This is a genomic window from Pseudomonas sp. HS-18, from assembly GCF_020401845.1.
In the GTDB taxonomy this organism is placed as follows: domain Bacteria; phylum Pseudomonadota; class Gammaproteobacteria; order Pseudomonadales; family Pseudomonadaceae; genus Pseudomonas; species Pseudomonas nitroreducens.
Genome location: NZ_CP084413.1, coordinates 3,598,879 through 3,615,136 on the forward strand (window position 1 = coordinate 3,598,879; position 16,258 = coordinate 3,615,136).

At 62.4% G+C, this 16,258-nt stretch carries 20 protein-coding genes and 4 tRNA genes; 10 read left to right on the forward strand and 14 right to left on the reverse strand.

Annotated features, from left to right (window positions below):
- Positions 1–32 precede the first annotated feature (32 nt).
- The gene (locus tag LDJ84_RS16810) at positions 33–464 is read left to right on the forward strand and encodes a VOC family protein (RefSeq protein WP_226045083.1); all 432 of its coding nucleotides are present in this window, start codon (positions 33–35) and stop codon (positions 462–464) included.
- A 66-nt stretch (positions 465–530) separates the two neighbouring features.
- Here LDJ84_RS16810 and galU read toward each other — a convergent pair whose 3' ends face one another.
- Both galU and LDJ84_RS16820 read right to left on the reverse strand, forming a co-directional pair.
- Positions 531–1,370, reverse strand: a complete 840-nt coding sequence (gene galU / locus LDJ84_RS16815) for a UTP--glucose-1-phosphate uridylyltransferase GalU (protein ID WP_024767166.1) — start codon at positions 1,368–1,370, stop codon at positions 531–533.
- A gap of 203 nt (positions 1,371–1,573) precedes the next feature.
- Entirely contained in the window at positions 1,574–1,945 is a 372-nt protein-coding gene (locus tag LDJ84_RS16820; protein WP_226045084.1) for a LexA family protein, read from the reverse strand.
- Between the two features lie 155 nt (positions 1,946–2,100).
- On the opposite strand from LDJ84_RS16820, the gene LDJ84_RS16825 reads away from it, so the two are divergent.
- Entirely contained in the window at positions 2,101–2,265 is a 165-nt protein-coding gene (locus LDJ84_RS16825; RefSeq protein ID WP_099051257.1) for a hypothetical protein, read from the forward strand.
- A gap of 177 nt (positions 2,266–2,442) precedes the next feature.
- Complete coding sequence (locus tag LDJ84_RS16830) at positions 2,443–2,808, forward strand: DUF3509 domain-containing protein (RefSeq protein ID WP_024767164.1); 366 nt, start codon at positions 2,443–2,445, stop codon at positions 2,806–2,808.
- A gap of 100 nt (positions 2,809–2,908) precedes the next feature.
- Here LDJ84_RS16830 and LDJ84_RS16835 read toward each other — a convergent pair.
- The 8 genes from LDJ84_RS16835 to LDJ84_RS16870 form a co-directional block, all read right to left on the reverse strand.
- Positions 2,909–2,994: transfer RNA gene (locus tag LDJ84_RS16835), tRNA-Leu, on the reverse strand.
- Positions 2,995–3,149: 155 nt separating this feature from the next.
- Positions 3,150–3,223, reverse strand: a tRNA-Cys gene (locus LDJ84_RS16840).
- 36 nt (positions 3,224–3,259) lie between these two features.
- Positions 3,260–3,335: transfer RNA gene (locus tag LDJ84_RS16845), tRNA-Gly, on the reverse strand.
- Between the two features lie 68 nt (positions 3,336–3,403).
- The gene (pgsA, locus tag LDJ84_RS16850) at positions 3,404–3,964 is read right to left on the reverse strand and encodes a CDP-diacylglycerol--glycerol-3-phosphate 3-phosphatidyltransferase (protein ID WP_024767418.1); all 561 of its coding nucleotides are present in this window, start codon (positions 3,962–3,964) and stop codon (positions 3,404–3,406) included.
- A gap of 33 nt (positions 3,965–3,997) precedes the next feature.
- Positions 3,998–5,824 carry an excinuclease ABC subunit UvrC gene (gene uvrC, locus LDJ84_RS16855; RefSeq protein WP_065085203.1) on the reverse strand — a complete coding sequence of 609 codons (1,827 nt, stop codon included), beginning with the start codon at positions 5,822–5,824 and terminating at the stop codon, positions 3,998–4,000.
- Between the two features lie 2 nt (positions 5,825–5,826).
- Positions 5,827–6,471, reverse strand: a complete 645-nt coding sequence (uvrY, locus tag LDJ84_RS16860) for a UvrY/SirA/GacA family response regulator transcription factor (RefSeq protein WP_017517075.1) — start codon at positions 6,469–6,471, stop codon at positions 5,827–5,829.
- 337 nt (positions 6,472–6,808) lie between these two features.
- On the reverse strand, positions 6,809–7,072 hold the full coding sequence (locus LDJ84_RS16865) for a hypothetical protein (protein ID WP_226045085.1): 264 nt from the start codon (positions 7,070–7,072) through the stop codon (positions 6,809–6,811).
- A gap of 193 nt (positions 7,073–7,265) precedes the next feature.
- Positions 7,266–7,353, reverse strand: a tRNA-Ser gene (locus tag LDJ84_RS16870).
- Positions 7,354–7,487: 134 nt separating this feature from the next.
- Between LDJ84_RS16870 and LDJ84_RS16875 the strand changes: the two genes are divergently transcribed.
- From LDJ84_RS16875 to LDJ84_RS16905, 7 genes are all read left to right on the forward strand, one after another.
- On the forward strand, positions 7,488–8,153 hold the full coding sequence (locus LDJ84_RS16875) for a Bax inhibitor-1/YccA family protein (RefSeq protein WP_024765156.1): 666 nt from the start codon (positions 7,488–7,490) through the stop codon (positions 8,151–8,153).
- Positions 8,154–8,268: 115 nt separating this feature from the next.
- On the forward strand, positions 8,269–8,661 hold the full coding sequence (gene tusD, locus LDJ84_RS16880; RefSeq protein ID WP_065085202.1) for a sulfurtransferase complex subunit TusD: 393 nt from the start codon (positions 8,269–8,271) through the stop codon (positions 8,659–8,661).
- Entirely contained in the window at positions 8,661–9,020 is a 360-nt protein-coding gene (tusC, locus tag LDJ84_RS16885; RefSeq protein WP_193453161.1) for a sulfurtransferase complex subunit TusC, read from the forward strand. Before tusD ends, tusC begins: the two co-directional genes overlap by 1 nt.
- Positions 9,020–9,322 (forward strand): sulfurtransferase complex subunit TusB, encoded by a 303-nt coding sequence (tusB, locus tag LDJ84_RS16890; protein WP_169887179.1) that lies wholly within the window; start codon positions 9,020–9,022, stop codon positions 9,320–9,322. The genes tusC and tusB overlap by 1 nt, the downstream gene beginning before the upstream one ends.
- Positions 9,319–9,654 carry a TusE/DsrC/DsvC family sulfur relay protein gene (locus LDJ84_RS16895; protein WP_226045086.1) on the forward strand — a complete coding sequence of 112 codons (336 nt, stop codon included), beginning with the start codon at positions 9,319–9,321 and terminating at the stop codon, positions 9,652–9,654. Before tusB ends, LDJ84_RS16895 begins: the two co-directional genes overlap by 4 nt.
- Positions 9,651–10,649 (forward strand): glycosyl transferase family protein, encoded by a 999-nt coding sequence (locus LDJ84_RS16900; protein ID WP_084359213.1) that lies wholly within the window; start codon positions 9,651–9,653, stop codon positions 10,647–10,649. The genes LDJ84_RS16895 and LDJ84_RS16900 overlap by 4 nt, the downstream gene beginning before the upstream one ends.
- An 88-nt stretch (positions 10,650–10,737) precedes the next feature.
- Positions 10,738–11,739: a glutathione S-transferase family protein gene (locus LDJ84_RS16905; protein ID WP_084359211.1), complete on the forward strand. Its 1,002-nt coding sequence runs from the start codon at positions 10,738–10,740 to the stop codon at positions 11,737–11,739.
- A 123-nt stretch (positions 11,740–11,862) separates the two neighbouring features.
- On the opposite strand, the gene LDJ84_RS16910 is transcribed toward LDJ84_RS16905, so the two are convergent.
- Genes LDJ84_RS16910 through LDJ84_RS16925 form a run of 4 tightly spaced genes read right to left on the reverse strand, consistent with a single transcriptional unit; the run spans position 11,863 to position 16,246 of the window.
- Positions 11,863–12,165 carry a lysozyme inhibitor LprI family protein gene (locus LDJ84_RS16910; RefSeq protein WP_037007284.1) on the reverse strand — a complete coding sequence of 101 codons (303 nt, stop codon included), beginning with the start codon at positions 12,163–12,165 and terminating at the stop codon, positions 11,863–11,865.
- A 41-nt stretch (positions 12,166–12,206) separates the two neighbouring features.
- Positions 12,207–13,592: a siroheme synthase CysG gene (gene cysG / locus LDJ84_RS16915; RefSeq protein ID WP_084359209.1), complete on the reverse strand. Its 1,386-nt coding sequence runs from the start codon at positions 13,590–13,592 to the stop codon at positions 12,207–12,209.
- Between the two features lies 1 nt (position 13,593).
- Positions 13,594–14,874 (reverse strand): serine--tRNA ligase, encoded by a 1,281-nt coding sequence (gene serS, locus LDJ84_RS16920; RefSeq protein WP_226045087.1) that lies wholly within the window; start codon positions 14,872–14,874, stop codon positions 13,594–13,596.
- A gap of 46 nt (positions 14,875–14,920) precedes the next feature.
- Positions 14,921–16,246, reverse strand: a complete 1,326-nt coding sequence (locus LDJ84_RS16925) for a replication-associated recombination protein A (RefSeq protein ID WP_193453158.1) — start codon at positions 16,244–16,246, stop codon at positions 14,921–14,923.
- Positions 16,247–16,258: the final 12 nt, after the last annotated feature.

The following is a 16,258-nucleotide window of genomic DNA, read 5'->3' on the forward strand; positions in this document are numbered from 1 at the left end:
TGCCATCAGCCGCTGCCAAAGGAGTATTCGCCATGCGCCCATCCCTGACCCACCTGGCTCTGCACGTACCTGATCTTGAGGCCTGCATAGCGTTCTACGAGCGCTTCTGCGGTATGCGCATCATCCACCAGCGCGAAGGCAAGGGGTCACGCATTGTCTGGATGGCGGAGCCCGGCAAGGAGCACCGCTTCATCTTCGTCATCATGCCAGGCGGGCAGGCGCGGCACCTGGCCAGCGATGACTACAGCCACTTCGGCTTCGCGGTGGACAGCCACGAGGAAGTCGACCTTATCGCCAGGGATGCCCAGTCGGCCGGCTGTCTGATCTGGGCACCCCGGGCAGAGCCCTACCCGGTGGGTTATTACTGCGGACTGCGCGACCCGGCGGGCAACTACGTCGAGTTCAGTTATGGGCAGCCACTCGGGCCGGGATCGGAGGCCATGCCAATCCCGCGCTCGATGTGATGCCCGGCTGCACACACGAAAAAGCCACCCGAAGGTGGCTTTCTCAAAGAGCGGAAAGGTCCGGAATTACCAGGCCTTGCCAGTCTTGTAGAGGTGCTCGTAGCAGAAGTTGGTCGCCTCGATGTAACCCTCGGCGCTACCGCAGTCGAAGCGCTTGCCCTTGAATTTGTAGGCCAGTACGCAACCGTCCTGGGCCTGCTTCATCAGAGCGTCGGTGATCTGGATTTCACCGCCCTTGCCCGGCTCGGTCTGCTCGATCAGGTCGAAGATATCCGGAGTCAGGATGTAACGGCCGATGATCGCCAGGTTCGACGGGGCATCTTCGGGCTTGGGCTTCTCGACCATGGTGTTCACACGGTAGATGTCGTCGCGGATCATCTCGCCGGCGATCACACCATATTTATTGGTCTCTTCCGGCGGCACTTCCTGGATTGCCACGATGGAGCAGCGGAACTGGTTGTACAGCTTGACCATCTGCTTGAGGACGCTGTCGCCTTCCAGGTTCAGGCACAGGTCGTCCGCCAGCACGACAGCGAAGGGCTCGTCGCCGATCAGCGGGCGACCGGTCAGGATCGCGTGGCCCAGGCCCTTCATTTCAACCTGGCGGGTGTAGGAGAAGGTGCACTCGTCGATCAGGCGACGAATACCGACCAGGTACTTTTCCTTGTCGGTGTTGCGAATCTGGTGCTCCAGCTCATAGGAGATGTCGAAGTGGTCTTCGAGCGAGCGCTTGCCACGGCCAGTGACGATACCGATTTCGCCGAGACCGGCTTCCAGCGCCTCTTCAACGGCATACTGGATCAGCGGCTTGTTCACCACCGGCAGCATTTCCTTGGGCATGGCCTTGGTGGCCGGGAGGAAGCGGGTACCGTAGCCGGCGGCCGGGAACAGACATTTCTTGATCATGGGAGTCCTTCGAGAGGGACAGGGGTGCGAGTTGCGCGCAGTCTAATCAGGCTGCGTCCGCCTTACAATGCCCCGGATTGCAAGCTGCACGACACTTCCGCGCACTTGAAACCGATGACACGCGCATCTGACCACCGGATTGCCAGTTTAGTTCTCGAACTTAATGGCAAATGGGCAGCATCCCAGTCCTGCCCGCGCCCTTTCTATGCTCCGGCTCCTTGCGCCACGTCGTTCCCGCAAAGCCGCTGCCGCACCACGCCCCAGATCGAAAGCTCATCTCCCTCCTCGATCTTCAAGGTGGGAAAGCCATCGCTCGCTGCTTGGAGAGCGAAACAGCCATCGATGATGGCGAGCCGGCGAATCAGCGCCTCACCGTTCAGTGCCGCCACCACGATCTCACCCGGCGCCGCCAATTCGGAACGGTCGACCAGCAACAGGTCGCTGTCGTGAATGCCCGCCTGCGTCATCTCTTCGCCACACGCACGGACTATGTAGGTATGCAGAAGCACTGCGGTGGCCGCAACGCCTGCGCCCGACTGCATCACATCTTGGACATCCAGAATGGCTTGTTGCATGACCTTTCTCCGAATACTGTATATACATACAGATATCAGATACCTGCCAGCCCGGCAAGCCATTGAATGGAACCTACGCAGAGATTGCCGCTCAACCGAAAGGACAGTACGCCGTTGGCGGTGGACTACCCTTAGGGAGGGGTGAGGAAATCAAGATGAATCCAGGCACGTTCGTCACACTCATGATTCTCGGCTGGGTCCTGCTGGCACTGGTCACGCTGTGGGCCATCCTGCGCGTACCCATGCGCCGCGCCCGCATGCAGAAGTTCAAGCACAAGGCAAAAACCGCTTCACCGAGGCGTCACCTCCTCCCGCACTAGAATCGCCATCGTGCAAAATGCCATTGTATTTGCGCCACACCTTGCAGGCTGCATGGAAAGCGAGACACGGATTATTTTTAAATATTTGATTTTAAAGGATTTTTAATTTATCCGAGATTGGTACGCACCCTGCAATGAAAGGGATGAATCCACCCACACATTGCCGAGGACGACGCCATGCCAATCGACCGCCTGCCTGCCGCCCAATATCTCTGCCAGGTCTTTTCCGATTTCGAAGTGAGTTTCACCGCTCGACCGGACGGCAATCTGATCATGACGCTGAGCAAGGAAGCGGGTGAACACATCGCCTGTCGGGTGGTGCGACTGGAAGAACAACGCAACGAAGAGCTGCTAACTAGCCTGGTAGGTCGCATCCGCCGCGATCTGGCAACCGAATACGGCCCGCTGCAGGAGCAGGACGCCGATCACTTCAAGGAAGAAGTACCGCTGCAGAATTTTTATGAGGCCAGCGGCCCCCTGCGCCAGCGCCGCATCGTCAAGGCCGGCGCAAAACTGCGCTCGATGGCGCACATCGGAGCCTGAGTCGCTGAAAATGAAAAACCCGGCCTAGGCCGGGTTTTTCATGTATGGCGCTCGCCTCGATTCAGACATGCAAACTGCAATGATTCGGGGAGATGGGAAATGGTGCCCGGAGCCGGACTCGAACCGGCACGCCCAAAGGGCGAGAGATTTTAAGTCTCCTGCGTCTACCGATTTCGCCATCCGGGCGGCAGCGCGTTGTAGCGTATCCAGGCATGCGCCCGGAAAGGGCTGGACTATATACAGCCCCAACTCATCTGCGCAAGTTGCCGAACCTGGCAACTCCCGCAGCGGGCAGTTAAAGAAAAAGCCCTGTAAATCTTCGATTTACAGGGCTTTTCTATTGGAGGCTGAGGTCGGAATCGAACCGGCGTTCACGGATTTGCAATCCGGTGCATAACCACTCTGCTACTCAGCCGTAACACGGATGACTCAAGGTGAATCATCGAAAATCTGGAGCGGGAAACGAGACTCGAACTCGCGACCCCGACCTTGGCAAGGTCGTGCTCTACCAACTGAGCTATTCCCGCGTTGTCGTGTTGACGGGCGCCATTCTAACGATTTGGAAATGCCTGTCAACTCCTTGATTCAAAAATACTTATTTCTCTTTTGGGGTAGTGTTCAGGTGCGGCCATGCAGCCAGAAGATAGTGCAGCATCGACCACAGGGTAAGGATGGCGGCAACAATGAGCAGCGCGTAACCCACCAGGACCCAGAAAGTCATCAGCGGCGGATTGGCCAGGAGAATGACCAGCGCCAGCATCTGCGCCGCCGTCTTCCATTTGCCCAGGCTGGATACCGCCACGTGCGCCCTAGCCCCGATCTCTGCCATCCATTCGCGCAGCGCGGAAACGACGATCTCGCGACCGATGATGATAACGGCCGGCAGGGTCAGCCACAGATTCGCGTGCTCCTCCACCAACAGCACTAGCGCGGTAGCGACCATCAGCTTGTCTGCCACCGGATCGAGGAAGGCACCGAAGGGCGTGCTCTGCCCCAGCCGTCGCGCCAGGTAGCCGTCCAGCCAGTCGGTGGCGGCAGCAAGGGCAAAGACGGCACTGGCGGCCAGATGGCTGGCCGGGAACGGAAGATAGAACAGCAGGATGAAGATCGGGATGAGCAGAACGCGAAGCAGTGTGAGCAGGTTCGGGATATTCATCGGGTCGGAAGGTCTGCGAGTTGAGCCGGCATTCTACTCGCTGTGCAGTGCTGCATAAATCTGCTCTGCCAGCTTTTTGCTGATGCCGGGGGCTTTGGCAATTTCATCGATACTGGCTCTGCCCAATTCCTGCAACCCGCCGAAATGCTTGAGCAGATCGCGCCGGCGCTTGGGCCCGACGCCAGCGACGTCTTCTAATGTGGAGGTGCGTCGCGCCTTGCCCCGCCGTGCACGGTGACCGGTGATGGCAAAGCGGTGCGCTTCGTCGCGGATCTGCTGGATCAGGTGCAACGCCGGTGAGTCAGCGGGCAAGGTGAATTCGTGCTCGGCATCATTGAGGTACAGGGTTTCCAGACCAGGCTTGCGAGTGACGCCCTTGGCGACCCCTAGCAGCGTCAGGCCGACTACCGCCAGTTCCTGAAGCACCTCCTGAGCCATCGCCAGCTGCCCCTTGCCGCCGTCCACCAGAAGGATATCGGGCATCTTGCCCTCGCCTTCCTTCAATCGGCTGAAGCGGCGGGTCAGCGCCTGGTGCATGGCGGCGTAATCATCGCCGCCAGTGATGCCCTCGATATTGAAGCGGCGATAGTCCGACTTCAGTGCGCCTTCGGGGCCAAAGACCACACAGGACGCCACCGTCGCCTCGCCACTGGAATGGCTGATATCGAAACACTCGAGCCGCTGCGGTGGCTCGGGCAGGTCCAGCGCCTCTCCCAGCGCATCGAAGCGCGCCGCCATATGCTGTCGATTGGCGAGGCGTGCCGCCAGCGCCTGCTCGGCGTTGGTCACGGCAAGCTGCTGCCAGCGGGCGCGGGTAGCACGCACGCGGTGACTGATTTCCAGCAGCCGCCCACGTGATGCCTCGATGGCGGAAGCCAGGATGGGGAAGTCCTCGTGCACGGCATTGACGATCAGCTCGTTCGGCAGATCGCGCTCGTGATGACTGAGGTAGTACTGCCCAAGGAAGGCCAGCAGGACATCGCCCACCTCCTCCTCGATCGCCACCTGCGGGAAGAAGTTCTTGCTTCCCAGCACTCGACCGCCCCGCACGCTGATCAGGTGTACGCATGCGCCACCCGGCGTAACGATGGCCGCCACCACATCGACGTTACCGGTGCCGAACTCCATGCTCTGCTGGTCCTGCACGCGGCGCAGGATCTGCACCTGATCGCGCAGCTCCGCCGCCTTTTCAAAGTCCAGGCGCATCGCCGCCTCTTCCATGTTGGTGGAGAGCTCCTCGGCCAGCACATTGCTGCGCCCTTCGAGAAACATGATCGAGTGGCGTACGTCTTCGGCGTACTCCTCCTCGCTCACCAGTCCGACACAGGGCGCCTTGCAGCGCTTGATCTGATACTGCAGACACGGGCGCGTGCGGTTGCGGTAGTAGCTGTCCTCACACTGGCGCACGAAGAAGGCCTTCTGCAGCAACGCCAGGCTTTCGCGAATGGCGCCAGCGCTCGGATAAGGCCCGAAGTACCGTCCTTTGGCCTTCTTCGCGCCGCGGTGAATGGTCAGACGCGGATACTGATCCTCGCTCGACAGGAAGACGTACGGGTACGATTTATCGTCGCGCAGCAGAATGTTGTAGGGCGGCCGCCATTCCTTGATCAGCGTCTGCTCAAGCAGCAGCGCCTCGGTTTCGTTGGCGGTGATGGTGGTCTCGACCTGGGCGATCTTCGCCACCAGGGCGGCCGTCTTTGGCGCCAGGCCAGTCTTGCGGAAGTAGCTGGAGAGACGCTTCTTGAGGTCCTTCGCCTTGCCGACGTAGAGCAACTTTGCGTCGACGTCGAACATGCGATAAACGCCCGGCCGCCCGCTGCAGGTGGCAAGGAAAGCCGCCGAATCGAACGGTTGCACCATGATCAGTTACTGGCGTCGACCATGCCGTGCCGGACAGCCAGCAACGCCAGTTCGACGTCACTGGTGATCGAGAGCTTCTCGAAGATGCGGTAGCGGTAGGTATTCACAGTCTTGGGCGAGAGGCACAGCTTGTCCGAGATGCTCTGCACCTTGTGACAGTTGGCGATCATCAGCGCGATCTGGATTTCACGCTCGGACAGGGTATCGAATGGCGATGCGTTCCTTTCCGGCTCGAAGGACTTCAGCGCGAGGTTCTGGGCGATCTGCGGGCTGATGTAGCGCTGACCGGCAAAAACCTGGCGTATCGCCTGGACCATCTCATCCAGCGCTGCACCCTTGGTGAGATATCCCGCAGCACCAGCCTGCATCAGACGGGTCGGGAACGGGTCTTCCTCGCATACCGTCACCACCACGACGCGTACGTCGGGCTGGCTGCGCAACAGCTTACGGGTGGCTTCGAGACCGCCGATGCCGGGCATCTTCACATCCATCAGGACGACGTCAGGCTTGAGTTCGCGAGCGAGCTGCAGCCCACGCTCACCGGAGTCGGCCTGCCCAACGACCTGCAGGCCATCGATATCAGCCAGCATGCGGGTAATTCCGGTGCGCACCAGATCGTGATCATCGACCACCAGCACCTTAATCACGCAGCACCCCTTGAGCAGAATGGAATGGTGAGACCCGAAAAGGGACTTCGAACAATTGCCGAACCTTAACAGAAAGCAGCCTTACGACCTAGCTTGGAAGCGGTTCGCCAAAATGCAAGCGCCAGAGATACGTGGCGCAGGAGGGGTAAATGCTGACAGATGCTTGGCGAAGCGTCTAGGACGGCCGTACCGGTAACCTATTGCGCTGTAAGAAGCTGGAGCCATCGCCGGAGTTTTCAATCTGATAGACGCTATCGGCTCGACATCCATCGCACGGGATTGCCACGCCATATCGGCAACCGACGGATGCCCCATGGCGTCACCGCGCTCATGCGGCTCAGGCCTCGACGGCATCCAGCAGGGCCCAGGGCTTGTAGCCTGCGGCGCGCGCGGCTTTCTCCGCCTCCAGGATGGCCTCGGTACGGCTCAGCGAACGTGAGCGGTGCTCGAAGCGAAATGCGGGCCCGCTTGCGCCTCGCACACTGAGAACAATCAGATAACCCCTCATGGGGTTGCTGACTTCCCGAGTGGTTTTCACTTTCTTCGGAGCTACGCCCAGCGCTTCGCGCATCTGCCGCTCGAGATCTTCGACTTGGTTCATTCAGGGTTTTCCGAGAAGAGGAACTTTAAGTTTAACTGAGACAATCATCGCCCTACAGAAACATCTACCGGGATGACTGACTTTTCCGACGCTGTTTAACTTGTGCGATGTGTATTCGGAGGTCGAACCCTTAAAGCAACCCACCGCAGAAACGCGAAAGCCCCGCATTGCGGGGCTTTCAACGTTGTAATAGTGGCGGAAGCGTAGAGATTCGAACTCTAGGACAGTTGCCCGTCGACGGTTTTCAAGACCGTTGCCTTAAACCACTCGGCCACGCTTCCACATGAGCGGGCCGCAATATTACCGGATCGCAACACACTGTCAAACTCTGATGATTCAGCGCGCTTTTCCCTCTGTTATGATAAGCATCACTACGGTCATGGATCCGTATCCCGCTTAACAGGAGTGTCACGACATGCAAGAACGGCAATATCTCGACTCCACAGCCGTGGAGCAGAAAGAGGTCAGCGGCGTCCTGCGCAATACCTACGGCCTGCTGGCCCTGACCCTGGCCTTCAGTGGCCTGGTAGCCTTCGCCTCGCAACAGATGCGCCTGCCGTACCCGAGCTTCTTCGTGGTACTGCTCGGCTTCTATGGCCTGTTCTTCCTCACCGTGAAGCTCCGCAACAGCGCCTGGGGCCTGGTCAGCACCTTTGCCCTGACCGGCTTCATGGGCTACACCCTCGGCCCGATCCTGAACATGTACCTGGGCATGGCCAATGGCGCGAGCATCATTTCCTCCGCCTTCTTCATGACCGCCCTGGTGTTCTTCGGCCTGTCCGCCTACGTGCTGACCACCCGCAAGGACATGAGCTTCCTGTCCGGCTTCATCACCGCAGGCTTCTTCGTCCTGCTGGGCGCCGTGCTGGTCTCGCTATTCTTCCAGATCAGCGGCCTGCAACTGGCCATCAGCGCCGGCTTCGTGCTGTTCTCCTCGGCGATGATCCTGTTCCAGACAAGCGCGATCATCCACGGTGGCGAGCGCAACTACATCATGGCGACCATCAGCCTGTATGTGTCGATCTACAACCTGTTCATCAGCCTGCTGCAGATCTTCGGCATCATGGGCAGCGACGACTGATCAACACAGCGCCAGGGAAAAAGCCCGTTTCGACGGGCTTTTTTCATGTCAGGCGCGGCAAAAAAAGGCGCAGCGCCGTATCATCCTGCGAAAATTCGCCGCCAAGGCCAGCTCCATGAAGTTCGTCATCGCCCTCTTCTCCCCGCCGCACTCGCCAGCCGCCCGGCGCGCCCTGCGCTTCGCCGAAGCTGCGCTGGCCGGCGGCCACGATATCTCCCGACTGTTCTTCTATCAGGACGGAGTGCACAGTGCAGCGGCCAACACCGTGGCCAGCCAGGATGAACTGGATGTTGCGGCGGCCTGGACGCGCTTCGTTGCCGACAACCAGCTTGACGGCGTTGTCTGCATCGCCGCAGCGCTGCGCCGCGGCGTGCTGAATAGCGAGGAAGCCAGCCGCTACTCCCGTCCCGCCGCCAACCTGCAGGCACCCTGGGATCTTTCCGGCCTCGGCCAGTTGCATGAAGCGGCGCAACAGGCGGACCGCCTGATCTGCTTTGGAGGCAACTGATGGCCAAGTCCCTGCTGATCATCAGCCGCCAGGCTCCCTGGGCCGGCCCCGCTGCCCGCGAGGCGCTGGATATCGCTCTGGCCGGCGGCGCGTTCGACCTGCCGATATCAATGCTCTTCCTTGATGACGGCGTGTTCCAGCTGGCACCCGACCAGCGCCCTGCCGGTATTGAGCAAAAAGACCTGCAAGCCAATCTGCAGGCCTTGCCGCTTTTTGGCGTCGAGGATCTCTATGCCAGCGCGCACAGCCTCACCGAGCGCGGCCTGGACGCCAGCAGCCTCACGCTGGCCACACAGGTGCTGGATGACAACGCCCTTCGCGGCCTGCTGCAAACCCACGACCAGGTGATCACGATCTGATGGCTACCCTCCACCTGCTCTCGCACTCCCCCTTCAATGACAGCAGGCTCGACAGTTGCCTGCGCCTGCTGGGCGCCGATGACGGCATCATGCTGACCGGTGACGCGGTATACGCGCTCCGCACAGGTACGCAGCCGGCGCAGGCGCTGGAGCAATTGCCGGCAAGCAACTCCCTGTTTGCGCTGCAGGAAGACCTGCAAGCGCGCGGGCTCGACGCCCTCGCCTCCCGAGTCGACAGCGTGGACTACCCCGGCTTCGTCGAACTCTGCACCCGCTTCGACAAGGTGAACGCCTGGCTATGAGTATCTTATTGGTCAATGGCCACTCCCTGCCGCTGGATAAGGACGGCTACCTCGCCGACCTGAACGACTGGAGCGACGCCGCCGCCGAAGCCCTGGCCCACAACGAAGGCATCCACCTGACCCCCGAGCATTGGGAAATCCTCCTGTTGCTGCGCGAGTTCTACGGCGAGTTCCAGCTCTCGCCGGCCAACCGCCCGCTGATCAAATACGTAGCCCAGAAGCTGGGCGCGGAAAAGGGCAGCAGCCTGCACCTCAACCTCCTGTTCAAGGGCACCCCGGCCAAGCTTGCCGCCAAGCTCGCCGGCCTGTCGAAGCCGACCAATTGCCTATGACCGCCGCCCCGCTCGTCCTGCAGACACCCGCCGAACACCCCTTCGCCCAGTTCGTCCGCATCCTCGGCAAAGGCAAGCGCGGTGCACGCGGCCTGACCCGCGAGGAGGCCCGCGAAGCGCTGGGCTTCATTCTCGACGACAAGGTCGAAGAGGCGCAGCTGGGCGCCTTCCTGATGCTGCTGCGGCACAAGGAAGAGAGCGCCGAGGAACTGGCTGGCTTCACTGAAGCGGTGCGCGAGCGCCTGCAAACTCCGAAGATCGCCGTGGACCTGGACTGGCCCAGCTACGCCGGCAAAAAGCGCCACCTGCCCTGGTACCTGCTGGCAGCGAAATGCCTGGGCGGCAGCGGCACCCGCATCCTGTTGCATGGCGCGGGCGCCCACACCGCGGGCCGCCTCTACACCGAACAACTGCTGGAGCCGTTGGGCCTGCCGCTGTGCCGCGACTGGGCCTCGGTCAGTCAGGCGCTGGATGCCCAGGGTGTCGCCTTCGCCCCGCTGGTGGACTGGATGCCGCGACTGCAGCGAATGATCGACTTGCGCAATACCCTCGGCCTGCGCTCACCCATTCATTCCTCGGTGCGCCTGATCAACCCGCTGGGCGCTACCTGCGTGCTGCAAAGCATCTTCCATCCCGGCTACCAGGCCGTACACCGCGAAGGCAGCCGGCTGCTGGGCGACTACGCCATCGTCATCAAAGGCGAAGGCGGCGAGATCGAAGTGAACCCGGACGCCTCTTCGTACCTGTACGGCTGCCGCGATGGCAATGACTGGGACGAAGAATGGCCCGCGCTTTCACCGCTGCGTCACGTCAAACCGGAAAGCCTCGACCCGCAGCATCTGGCCGCGGTCTGGCGCGGCGACGCAGAGGACGTCTACGGCGAGCTGGCCGTCCGCGCAACAATGGCCCTGGCCTTGCGCGCGCTCGGGCTGCAGCGAGACGAAGCCTTCGCAGAGGCCGATAAACGCTGGACTGAGCGCAACAGATCGATTTAGTCGATAGCTGGAATCCTGTTTTTGCGCTAAACAATCGAGCCAGAGCCGATAGACTGGTCCCATCTTCCCGCTTTCTGGAGCACTCAAGATGGGACAGTTGATTGATGGCCGCTGGCAAGATCAGTGGTATGACACCAGCAAGGACGGCCGCTTCCAGCGCGAAAATGCGCAGCGCCGCAATTGGGTCACCGCCGACGGTCAGCCCGGCCCCACCGGCGAAGGCGGCTTCCGCGCCGAGGCCGGCCGCTATCACCTCTACGTATCCCTGGCCTGCCCTTGGGCTCACCGCACGCTGATCTACCGCCAGCTCAAGGGCCTCGAATCGTTGATCGACGTGTCGGTTGTCAGTTGGCTGATGCTGGAAAACGGCTGGACCTTCGACAAGGCGCTCGGCTCCACCGGCGACAAACTCGAAGGCCTCGACTTCCTCCATCAACGCTATACCCGGGACGACCCGCACTACACCGGCCGTGTCACCGTACCAGTGCTGTGGGACAAGCATGAGCAGCGCATCGTCAGCAACGAATCGGCGGAGATCATCCGCATGTTCAACACCGCTTTCGACGGCATCACCGGCAACAAACTGGACCTCTACCCGGAGCCGCTGCGCGCGCAGATCGATGAGCTGAACGAGCGTATCTACCCGGCCGTGAACAACGGTGTTTACCGTGCGGGCTTCGCGACGACGCAGGACGCCTACGAAGAAGCCTTCAAGACATTGTTCAATGAACTGGACTGGCTGGAAGAGCGCCTGGGCGAGCAGCGCTACCTGGCGGGCGAATACCTGACCGAAGCCGATGTGCGCCTGTTCACTACGCTGATCCGCTTCGATGCGGTCTACCACGGCCACTTCAAGTGCAACCTGCGGCGCCTGGCGGACTATCCGAACCTGTCCGGCTGGCTGCGCGAGTTGTATCAACTGGACGGCGTTGCCGGTACGGTGGATTTCCAGCACATCAAGCACCACTACTACGGCAGCCATCGCACCATCAACCCGACCGGCATCGTGCCTCTGGGGCCGCAGCAGGACTTCACCAGTCCGCACGGGCGCGAGCATCTGGCGGGCGAGGGTATTTTCCGTAGGGGCTGAGTCAGCCGCGGGAGCGGAATTCGCCATCAGACCTGTGGGAGCGAGCTTGATCACGGACCCAGCGCAAGCCATCAGCGTCAAGCGGCTCGCGAGCAAGCCCGCTCCTACAAGGTCAAGAGCGGATCAGATCGGTTTTTCGATACCGTCGTAGACCTTCTGCAGCGCGCCCAGGCGCTCCTGGTAACGCTGCTTCAGGCAGGCCTTGTTGGCGCCGCAGGCGCGGCGCTGCTCCAGCCAGGCGAGCTGGGAGTCACCCAGGTTGCCCCGCATGCCCATCGCAAACAGGCCGCGCAACAGGCGGTAGGTGGTTGCCACCTGCACGTCCATTTCGGACAGTTGGCGGTCCGCGCAGATGGCTTTCTCGTCGGCCTGCCTGGCCTTCTTGCAATCGAAGCTGGCCGCTGAGGCCGGCGCGGTGAACCCCATGGCACAGCACACGGCGCCCAGGATCACCACGTAAGGGGCTTTCACTGCTGCCCCTCGAACCACGCCAGCTTTTCGCGCAGCTGCACCACTTCCCCGACGATCACCAGAGTCGGCGCATGCACTTCGTGCTCGGCGACCAGCTCCGGCAGATTCGCCAGGGTGCCGGTGAACACGCGCTGATGCACCGTGGTGCCCTGCTGCACCAGGGCGGCAGGCGTGTCGGCGGAGCGGCCGTGACGCACCAGTTGCTCGCAGATGACCGGCAAGCCGACGAGGCCCATGTAGAACACCAGGGTCTGGCCCGGAGCGACCAGGTCGTTCCAGGGCAGATCGGTGGTGCCGTCCTTCAAGTGCCCGGTCACGAAGCGTACGGATTGTGCGTAATCACGGTGTGTCAGCGGAATACCGGCATAGGCCGCGCAGCCGCTTGCCGCGGTAATGCCCGGCACCACCTGGAACGGGATTCCGTTGGCCGCCAGTTCGTCGATCTCCTCGCCGCCACGGCCGAAGATGAACGGATCACCGCCCTTCAGGCGCAGCACGCGCTTCCCTTGCTGGGCGAGCTCGACCAATTGGCGGTTGATCTCATCCTGCGGCACGGCGTGGTCCGCGCGGCGCTTGCCGACATACAGGCGGTCCGCATCGCGGCGGCACAGCTCAAGGATGGCCGGCGCAACGAGGCGGTCATAGAGCACCACATCGGCCTGCTGCATCAGGCGCAGGGCACGGAAGGTCAGCAGGTCCGGATCGCCAGGGCCGGCGCCGACCAGATAGACCTCGCCACGGGATTCGGGCTGCGGCGCTTCCAGCTTATCCGCCAGCAAGCGCTCCGCTTCGTTCGGCTGGCCGGCGAGCATGCGCTCGGCGACCGGGCCCTGGAACACCTCTTCCCAGAACTTGCGGCGCTGCTGCAGGTCCGGCAGGCGCTGCTTCACGCGCTCGCGGAAGCGGCTGGCCAGGCCGGCCAGTTGGCCGTAGGTCGCGGGAATCCAGGTTTCCAGCTTGGCGCGCAGCAGGCGCGCCAGCACCGGCGCGTCGCCGCCACTGGAGACAGCCACCACCAGCGGCGAACGGTCGACGATGGCGGGGAAGATCACGCTGCACAGGGCCGGTGCGTCGACCACGTTGACCGGTACGCCGCGCTCGTTGGCGTCTCGGGACACTTGGGCGTTGAGCGGCTCATCGTCGGTGGCGGCGATGACCAGCACGCAGTCCTGCAGGTCGCCCTGGGCGTAGGGGCGCAGGATCAATTCGCCCGCGCCCTCCTCGACCAACTCTCGCAGCTCGGAGTGCACCTCCGGCGCCACCACACGCAGCACCGCGCCGGCGTCATTCAGCAGGCGCGCCTTGCGCAGTGCGACATCACCGCCGCCGACCAGTAGCGCGCGACGTCCGCGCAGGATGTGGAACAGCGGCAGGAAGTCCATCTCAGCCGATTACCTCGATGCCCGCCATGTACGGCTTGAGCACTTCCGGCACGCGAATCGAACCGTCGGCCTGCTGGTAGTTCTCCAGCACGGCGACCAGGGTGCGGCCCACGGCCAGTCCGGAGCCGTTGAGGGTATGCACCAGCTCGGGCTTGCCGGTTTCCGGGTTACGGTAGCGCGCCTGCATGCGACGGGCCTGGAAGTCGCCACAGTTGGAGCAGGAGGAAATCTCGCGGTACTTGTCCTGACTCGGCACCCAGACTTCCAGATCGTAGGTCTTGGCGGCGCCGAAGCCCATGTCGCCAGTGCACAGCGCCAGGGCGCGGTACGGCAGCTCCAGTGCCTGGAGAACTTTCTCGGCATTGCCGACCAGGCTTTCCAGGGCTTCCCAGGACTTCGACGGCTCGACGATCTGCACCATCTCGACCTTGTCGAACTGGTGCTGGCGGATCATGCCGCGGGTATCACGGCCCGACGCGCCGGCTTCGCTGCGGAAACACGGGGTGTGGGCGACGAACTTCAGCGGCAGCTCCTTCGCGTCGAGGATCTGGCCGGCCACGATGTTGGTCAGCGAGACTTCGGCAGTCGGGATCAGGTACAGATCGGCCTCGTCTTCACGCTGGATCTTGAACAGGTCTTCTTCGAACTTCGGCAGTTGGCCGGTACCCTGCAGCGCCGGAGCCTGTACCAGGTACGGGGTATAGGCCTCTTCGTAGCCGTGTTCGCGGGTGTGCAGGTCGAGCATGAACTGCGCCAGTGCGCGGTGCAGGCGGGCGATCGGGCCGCGCATCAGGGCGAAGCGGGCGCCGGACAGGCGCGCGGCGGTCTCGAAGTCCAGCCAGCCGTGCTGCTCGCCCAGGGCGACGTGGTCCTTGATCTCGAAGTCGAAGGTGCGCGGGGTGCCCCAGCGACGGATTTCGACGTTCTCTTCTTCATCGGCACCGACCGGCACGGATTCGTGCGGCAGGTTCGGAATGTTCAGCAGCAGGCTGTCCAGCTCGGCCTGGATGGCATCCAGCTCGCGCTTGCCCGACTCCAGTTCCTCGGCCATGCGATTGACTTCGGCCTTCAGCGGCGCGACGTCCTCGCCATTCTTCATGGCCTGGCCGATGGCCTTGGAGCGCGAGTTGCGCTCGGCCTGCAGGGTCTCGGTGCGGGTCTGCACGGCCTTGCGCTGGCTCTCCAGCGCTTCGATGCGCGCCACGTCCAGGGTAAAGCCACGGGTGGCCAGGCGTTCGGCCACTTCCTGCGGCTGGGTACGAACCAGTTTGGAATCGAGCATGGTGTCTTCTCGTGTCTAGTGTCAGGCGACGCTCAAGGGCGCCACTTCAGGATTTTCTGCGACGGCGGGAACTGGCCTTGTCGAGGCTGGCCAGGTGGCGCAGCTTTTCGCCGATCTTCAGTTCGAGCCCGCGCGGCACGGGTTGGTAATACTGGCGCGGTTCCATGGACTCGGGGAAGTAGTCTTCTCCGGCCGCATAGGCATCCGGCTCATCATGGGCATAGCGATACTCGTCGCCATAGCCCAGGTTCTTCATCAGCTTGGTCGGCGCGTTGCGCAAATGCAGCGGCACTTCCAGCGAACCGCTCTCCGCCACGTCACGGCGCGCCATGTTGTAAGCGTTGTAGACGGCATTGCTCTTCGGCGCACAGGCCAGGTAAACGATAGCCTGTGCAATCGCCAGCTCGCCTTCCGGGCTGCCGAGGCGTTCCTGCACGTCCCAGGCGTGAAGGCACAGGGTCAGCGCGCGCGGATCGGCATTGCCGATGTCCTCGCTGGCCATGCGCACCACTCGGCGGGCGATGTACAGCGGATCGCAGCCACCATCGAGCATGCGCGAATACCAGTACAGCGCGCCATCGGGGCTGGAACCACGCACTGACTTGTGCAGCGCGCTGATCTGGTCGTAGAAGGCCTCGCCGCCCTTGTCGAAGCGCCGGCGTGAGTCGCCCAGCAGGTTCTGCAGCAGCTCGGCGCTGATCTCGCTGTTGTCTTCGGCGAGGTCGGAAGCGTTCTCCAGCAGATTGAGCAGGCGCCGCCCATCGCCGTCGGCGGCGGCCATGAGGATCGCGAAACTGTCGTCGGGCAGGCTCAGGTTGCGCTTGCCCAGGCCCTTTTCCTCGGTCAATGCGCGCTCCACCAACCGCCGCAGGGCCGCTTCGTCCAGGCTTTTCAGCACGTAGACGCGGGCACGGGAGAGCAACGCGTTGTTCAACTCGAAGGACGGGTTCTCGGTGGTTGCACCGATGAAGATCAGCGTGCCGTCTTCAACGTAAGGCAGGAACGCATCCTGCTGGCTCTTGTTGAAGCGGTGCACTTCATCGACGAAGAGGATGGTGCGACGGCCATACTGCGCAGCATGCTGCTTGGCCACTTCCACCGACTGGCGGATTTCCTTCACGCCCGAGAGCACCGCCGAGAGGGTCTCGAAGTGCGCGTCGGTGACCTGCGCCAGCAGTTTCGCCAGGGTGGTCTTGCCGACTCCGGGCGGGCCCCAGAAGATCATCGAGTGCAGCGCGCCCTGCTCCAGCGCCTCACGCAGCGGCTTGCCACGGGCGAGCAGATGCTCCTGGCCGACGTACTCGTCCAGGCTGGTCGCGCGCAGCCGCGCGGCCAGGGGCTGGGAAACGGGGGCGGAGCGGAACAGGTCCACGGTATTACCTAT

What these genes read in the sequence shown, in the direction of transcription:
- LDJ84_RS16810 (WP_226045083.1), top strand. Translation starts at nt 33, where the DNA reads ATGCGCCCATCCCTGACCCACCTGGCTCTGCACGTACCTGATCTTGAG.
- galU (WP_024767166.1), bottom strand. Translation starts at nt 1,370, where the DNA reads ATGATCAAGAAATGTCTGTTCCCGGCCGCCGGCTACGGTACCCGCTTC.
- LDJ84_RS16820 (WP_226045084.1), bottom strand. Translation starts at nt 1,945, where the DNA reads ATGCAACAAGCCATTCTGGATGTCCAAGATGTGATGCAGTCGGGCGCA.
- LDJ84_RS16825 (WP_099051257.1), top strand. Translation starts at nt 2,101, where the DNA reads ATGAATCCAGGCACGTTCGTCACACTCATGATTCTCGGCTGGGTCCTG.
- LDJ84_RS16830 (WP_024767164.1), top strand. Translation starts at nt 2,443, where the DNA reads ATGCCAATCGACCGCCTGCCTGCCGCCCAATATCTCTGCCAGGTCTTT.
- pgsA (WP_024767418.1), bottom strand. Translation starts at nt 3,964, where the DNA reads ATGAATATCCCGAACCTGCTCACACTGCTTCGCGTTCTGCTCATCCCG.
- uvrC (WP_065085203.1), bottom strand. Translation starts at nt 5,824, where the DNA reads ATGGTGCAACCGTTCGATTCGGCGGCTTTCCTTGCCACCTGCAGCGGG.
- LDJ84_RS16865 (WP_226045085.1), bottom strand. Translation starts at nt 7,072, where the DNA reads ATGAACCAAGTCGAAGATCTCGAGCGGCAGATGCGCGAAGCGCTGGGC.
- LDJ84_RS16875 (WP_024765156.1), top strand. Translation starts at nt 7,488, where the DNA reads ATGCAAGAACGGCAATATCTCGACTCCACAGCCGTGGAGCAGAAAGAG.
- tusD (WP_065085202.1), top strand. Translation starts at nt 8,269, where the DNA reads ATGAAGTTCGTCATCGCCCTCTTCTCCCCGCCGCACTCGCCAGCCGCC.
- tusC (WP_193453161.1), top strand. Translation starts at nt 8,661, where the DNA reads ATGGCCAAGTCCCTGCTGATCATCAGCCGCCAGGCTCCCTGGGCCGGC.
- tusB (WP_169887179.1), top strand. Translation starts at nt 9,020, where the DNA reads ATGGCTACCCTCCACCTGCTCTCGCACTCCCCCTTCAATGACAGCAGG.
- LDJ84_RS16895 (WP_226045086.1), top strand. Translation starts at nt 9,319, where the DNA reads ATGAGTATCTTATTGGTCAATGGCCACTCCCTGCCGCTGGATAAGGAC.
- LDJ84_RS16900 (WP_084359213.1), top strand. Translation starts at nt 9,651, where the DNA reads ATGACCGCCGCCCCGCTCGTCCTGCAGACACCCGCCGAACACCCCTTC.
- LDJ84_RS16905 (WP_084359211.1), top strand. Translation starts at nt 10,738, where the DNA reads ATGGGACAGTTGATTGATGGCCGCTGGCAAGATCAGTGGTATGACACC.
- LDJ84_RS16910 (WP_037007284.1), bottom strand. Translation starts at nt 12,165, where the DNA reads ATGGGGTTCACCGCGCCGGCCTCAGCGGCCAGCTTCGATTGCAAGAAG.
- cysG (WP_084359209.1), bottom strand. Translation starts at nt 13,592, where the DNA reads ATGGACTTCCTGCCGCTGTTCCACATCCTGCGCGGACGTCGCGCGCTA.
- serS (WP_226045087.1), bottom strand. Translation starts at nt 14,874, where the DNA reads ATGCTCGATTCCAAACTGGTTCGTACCCAGCCGCAGGAAGTGGCCGAA.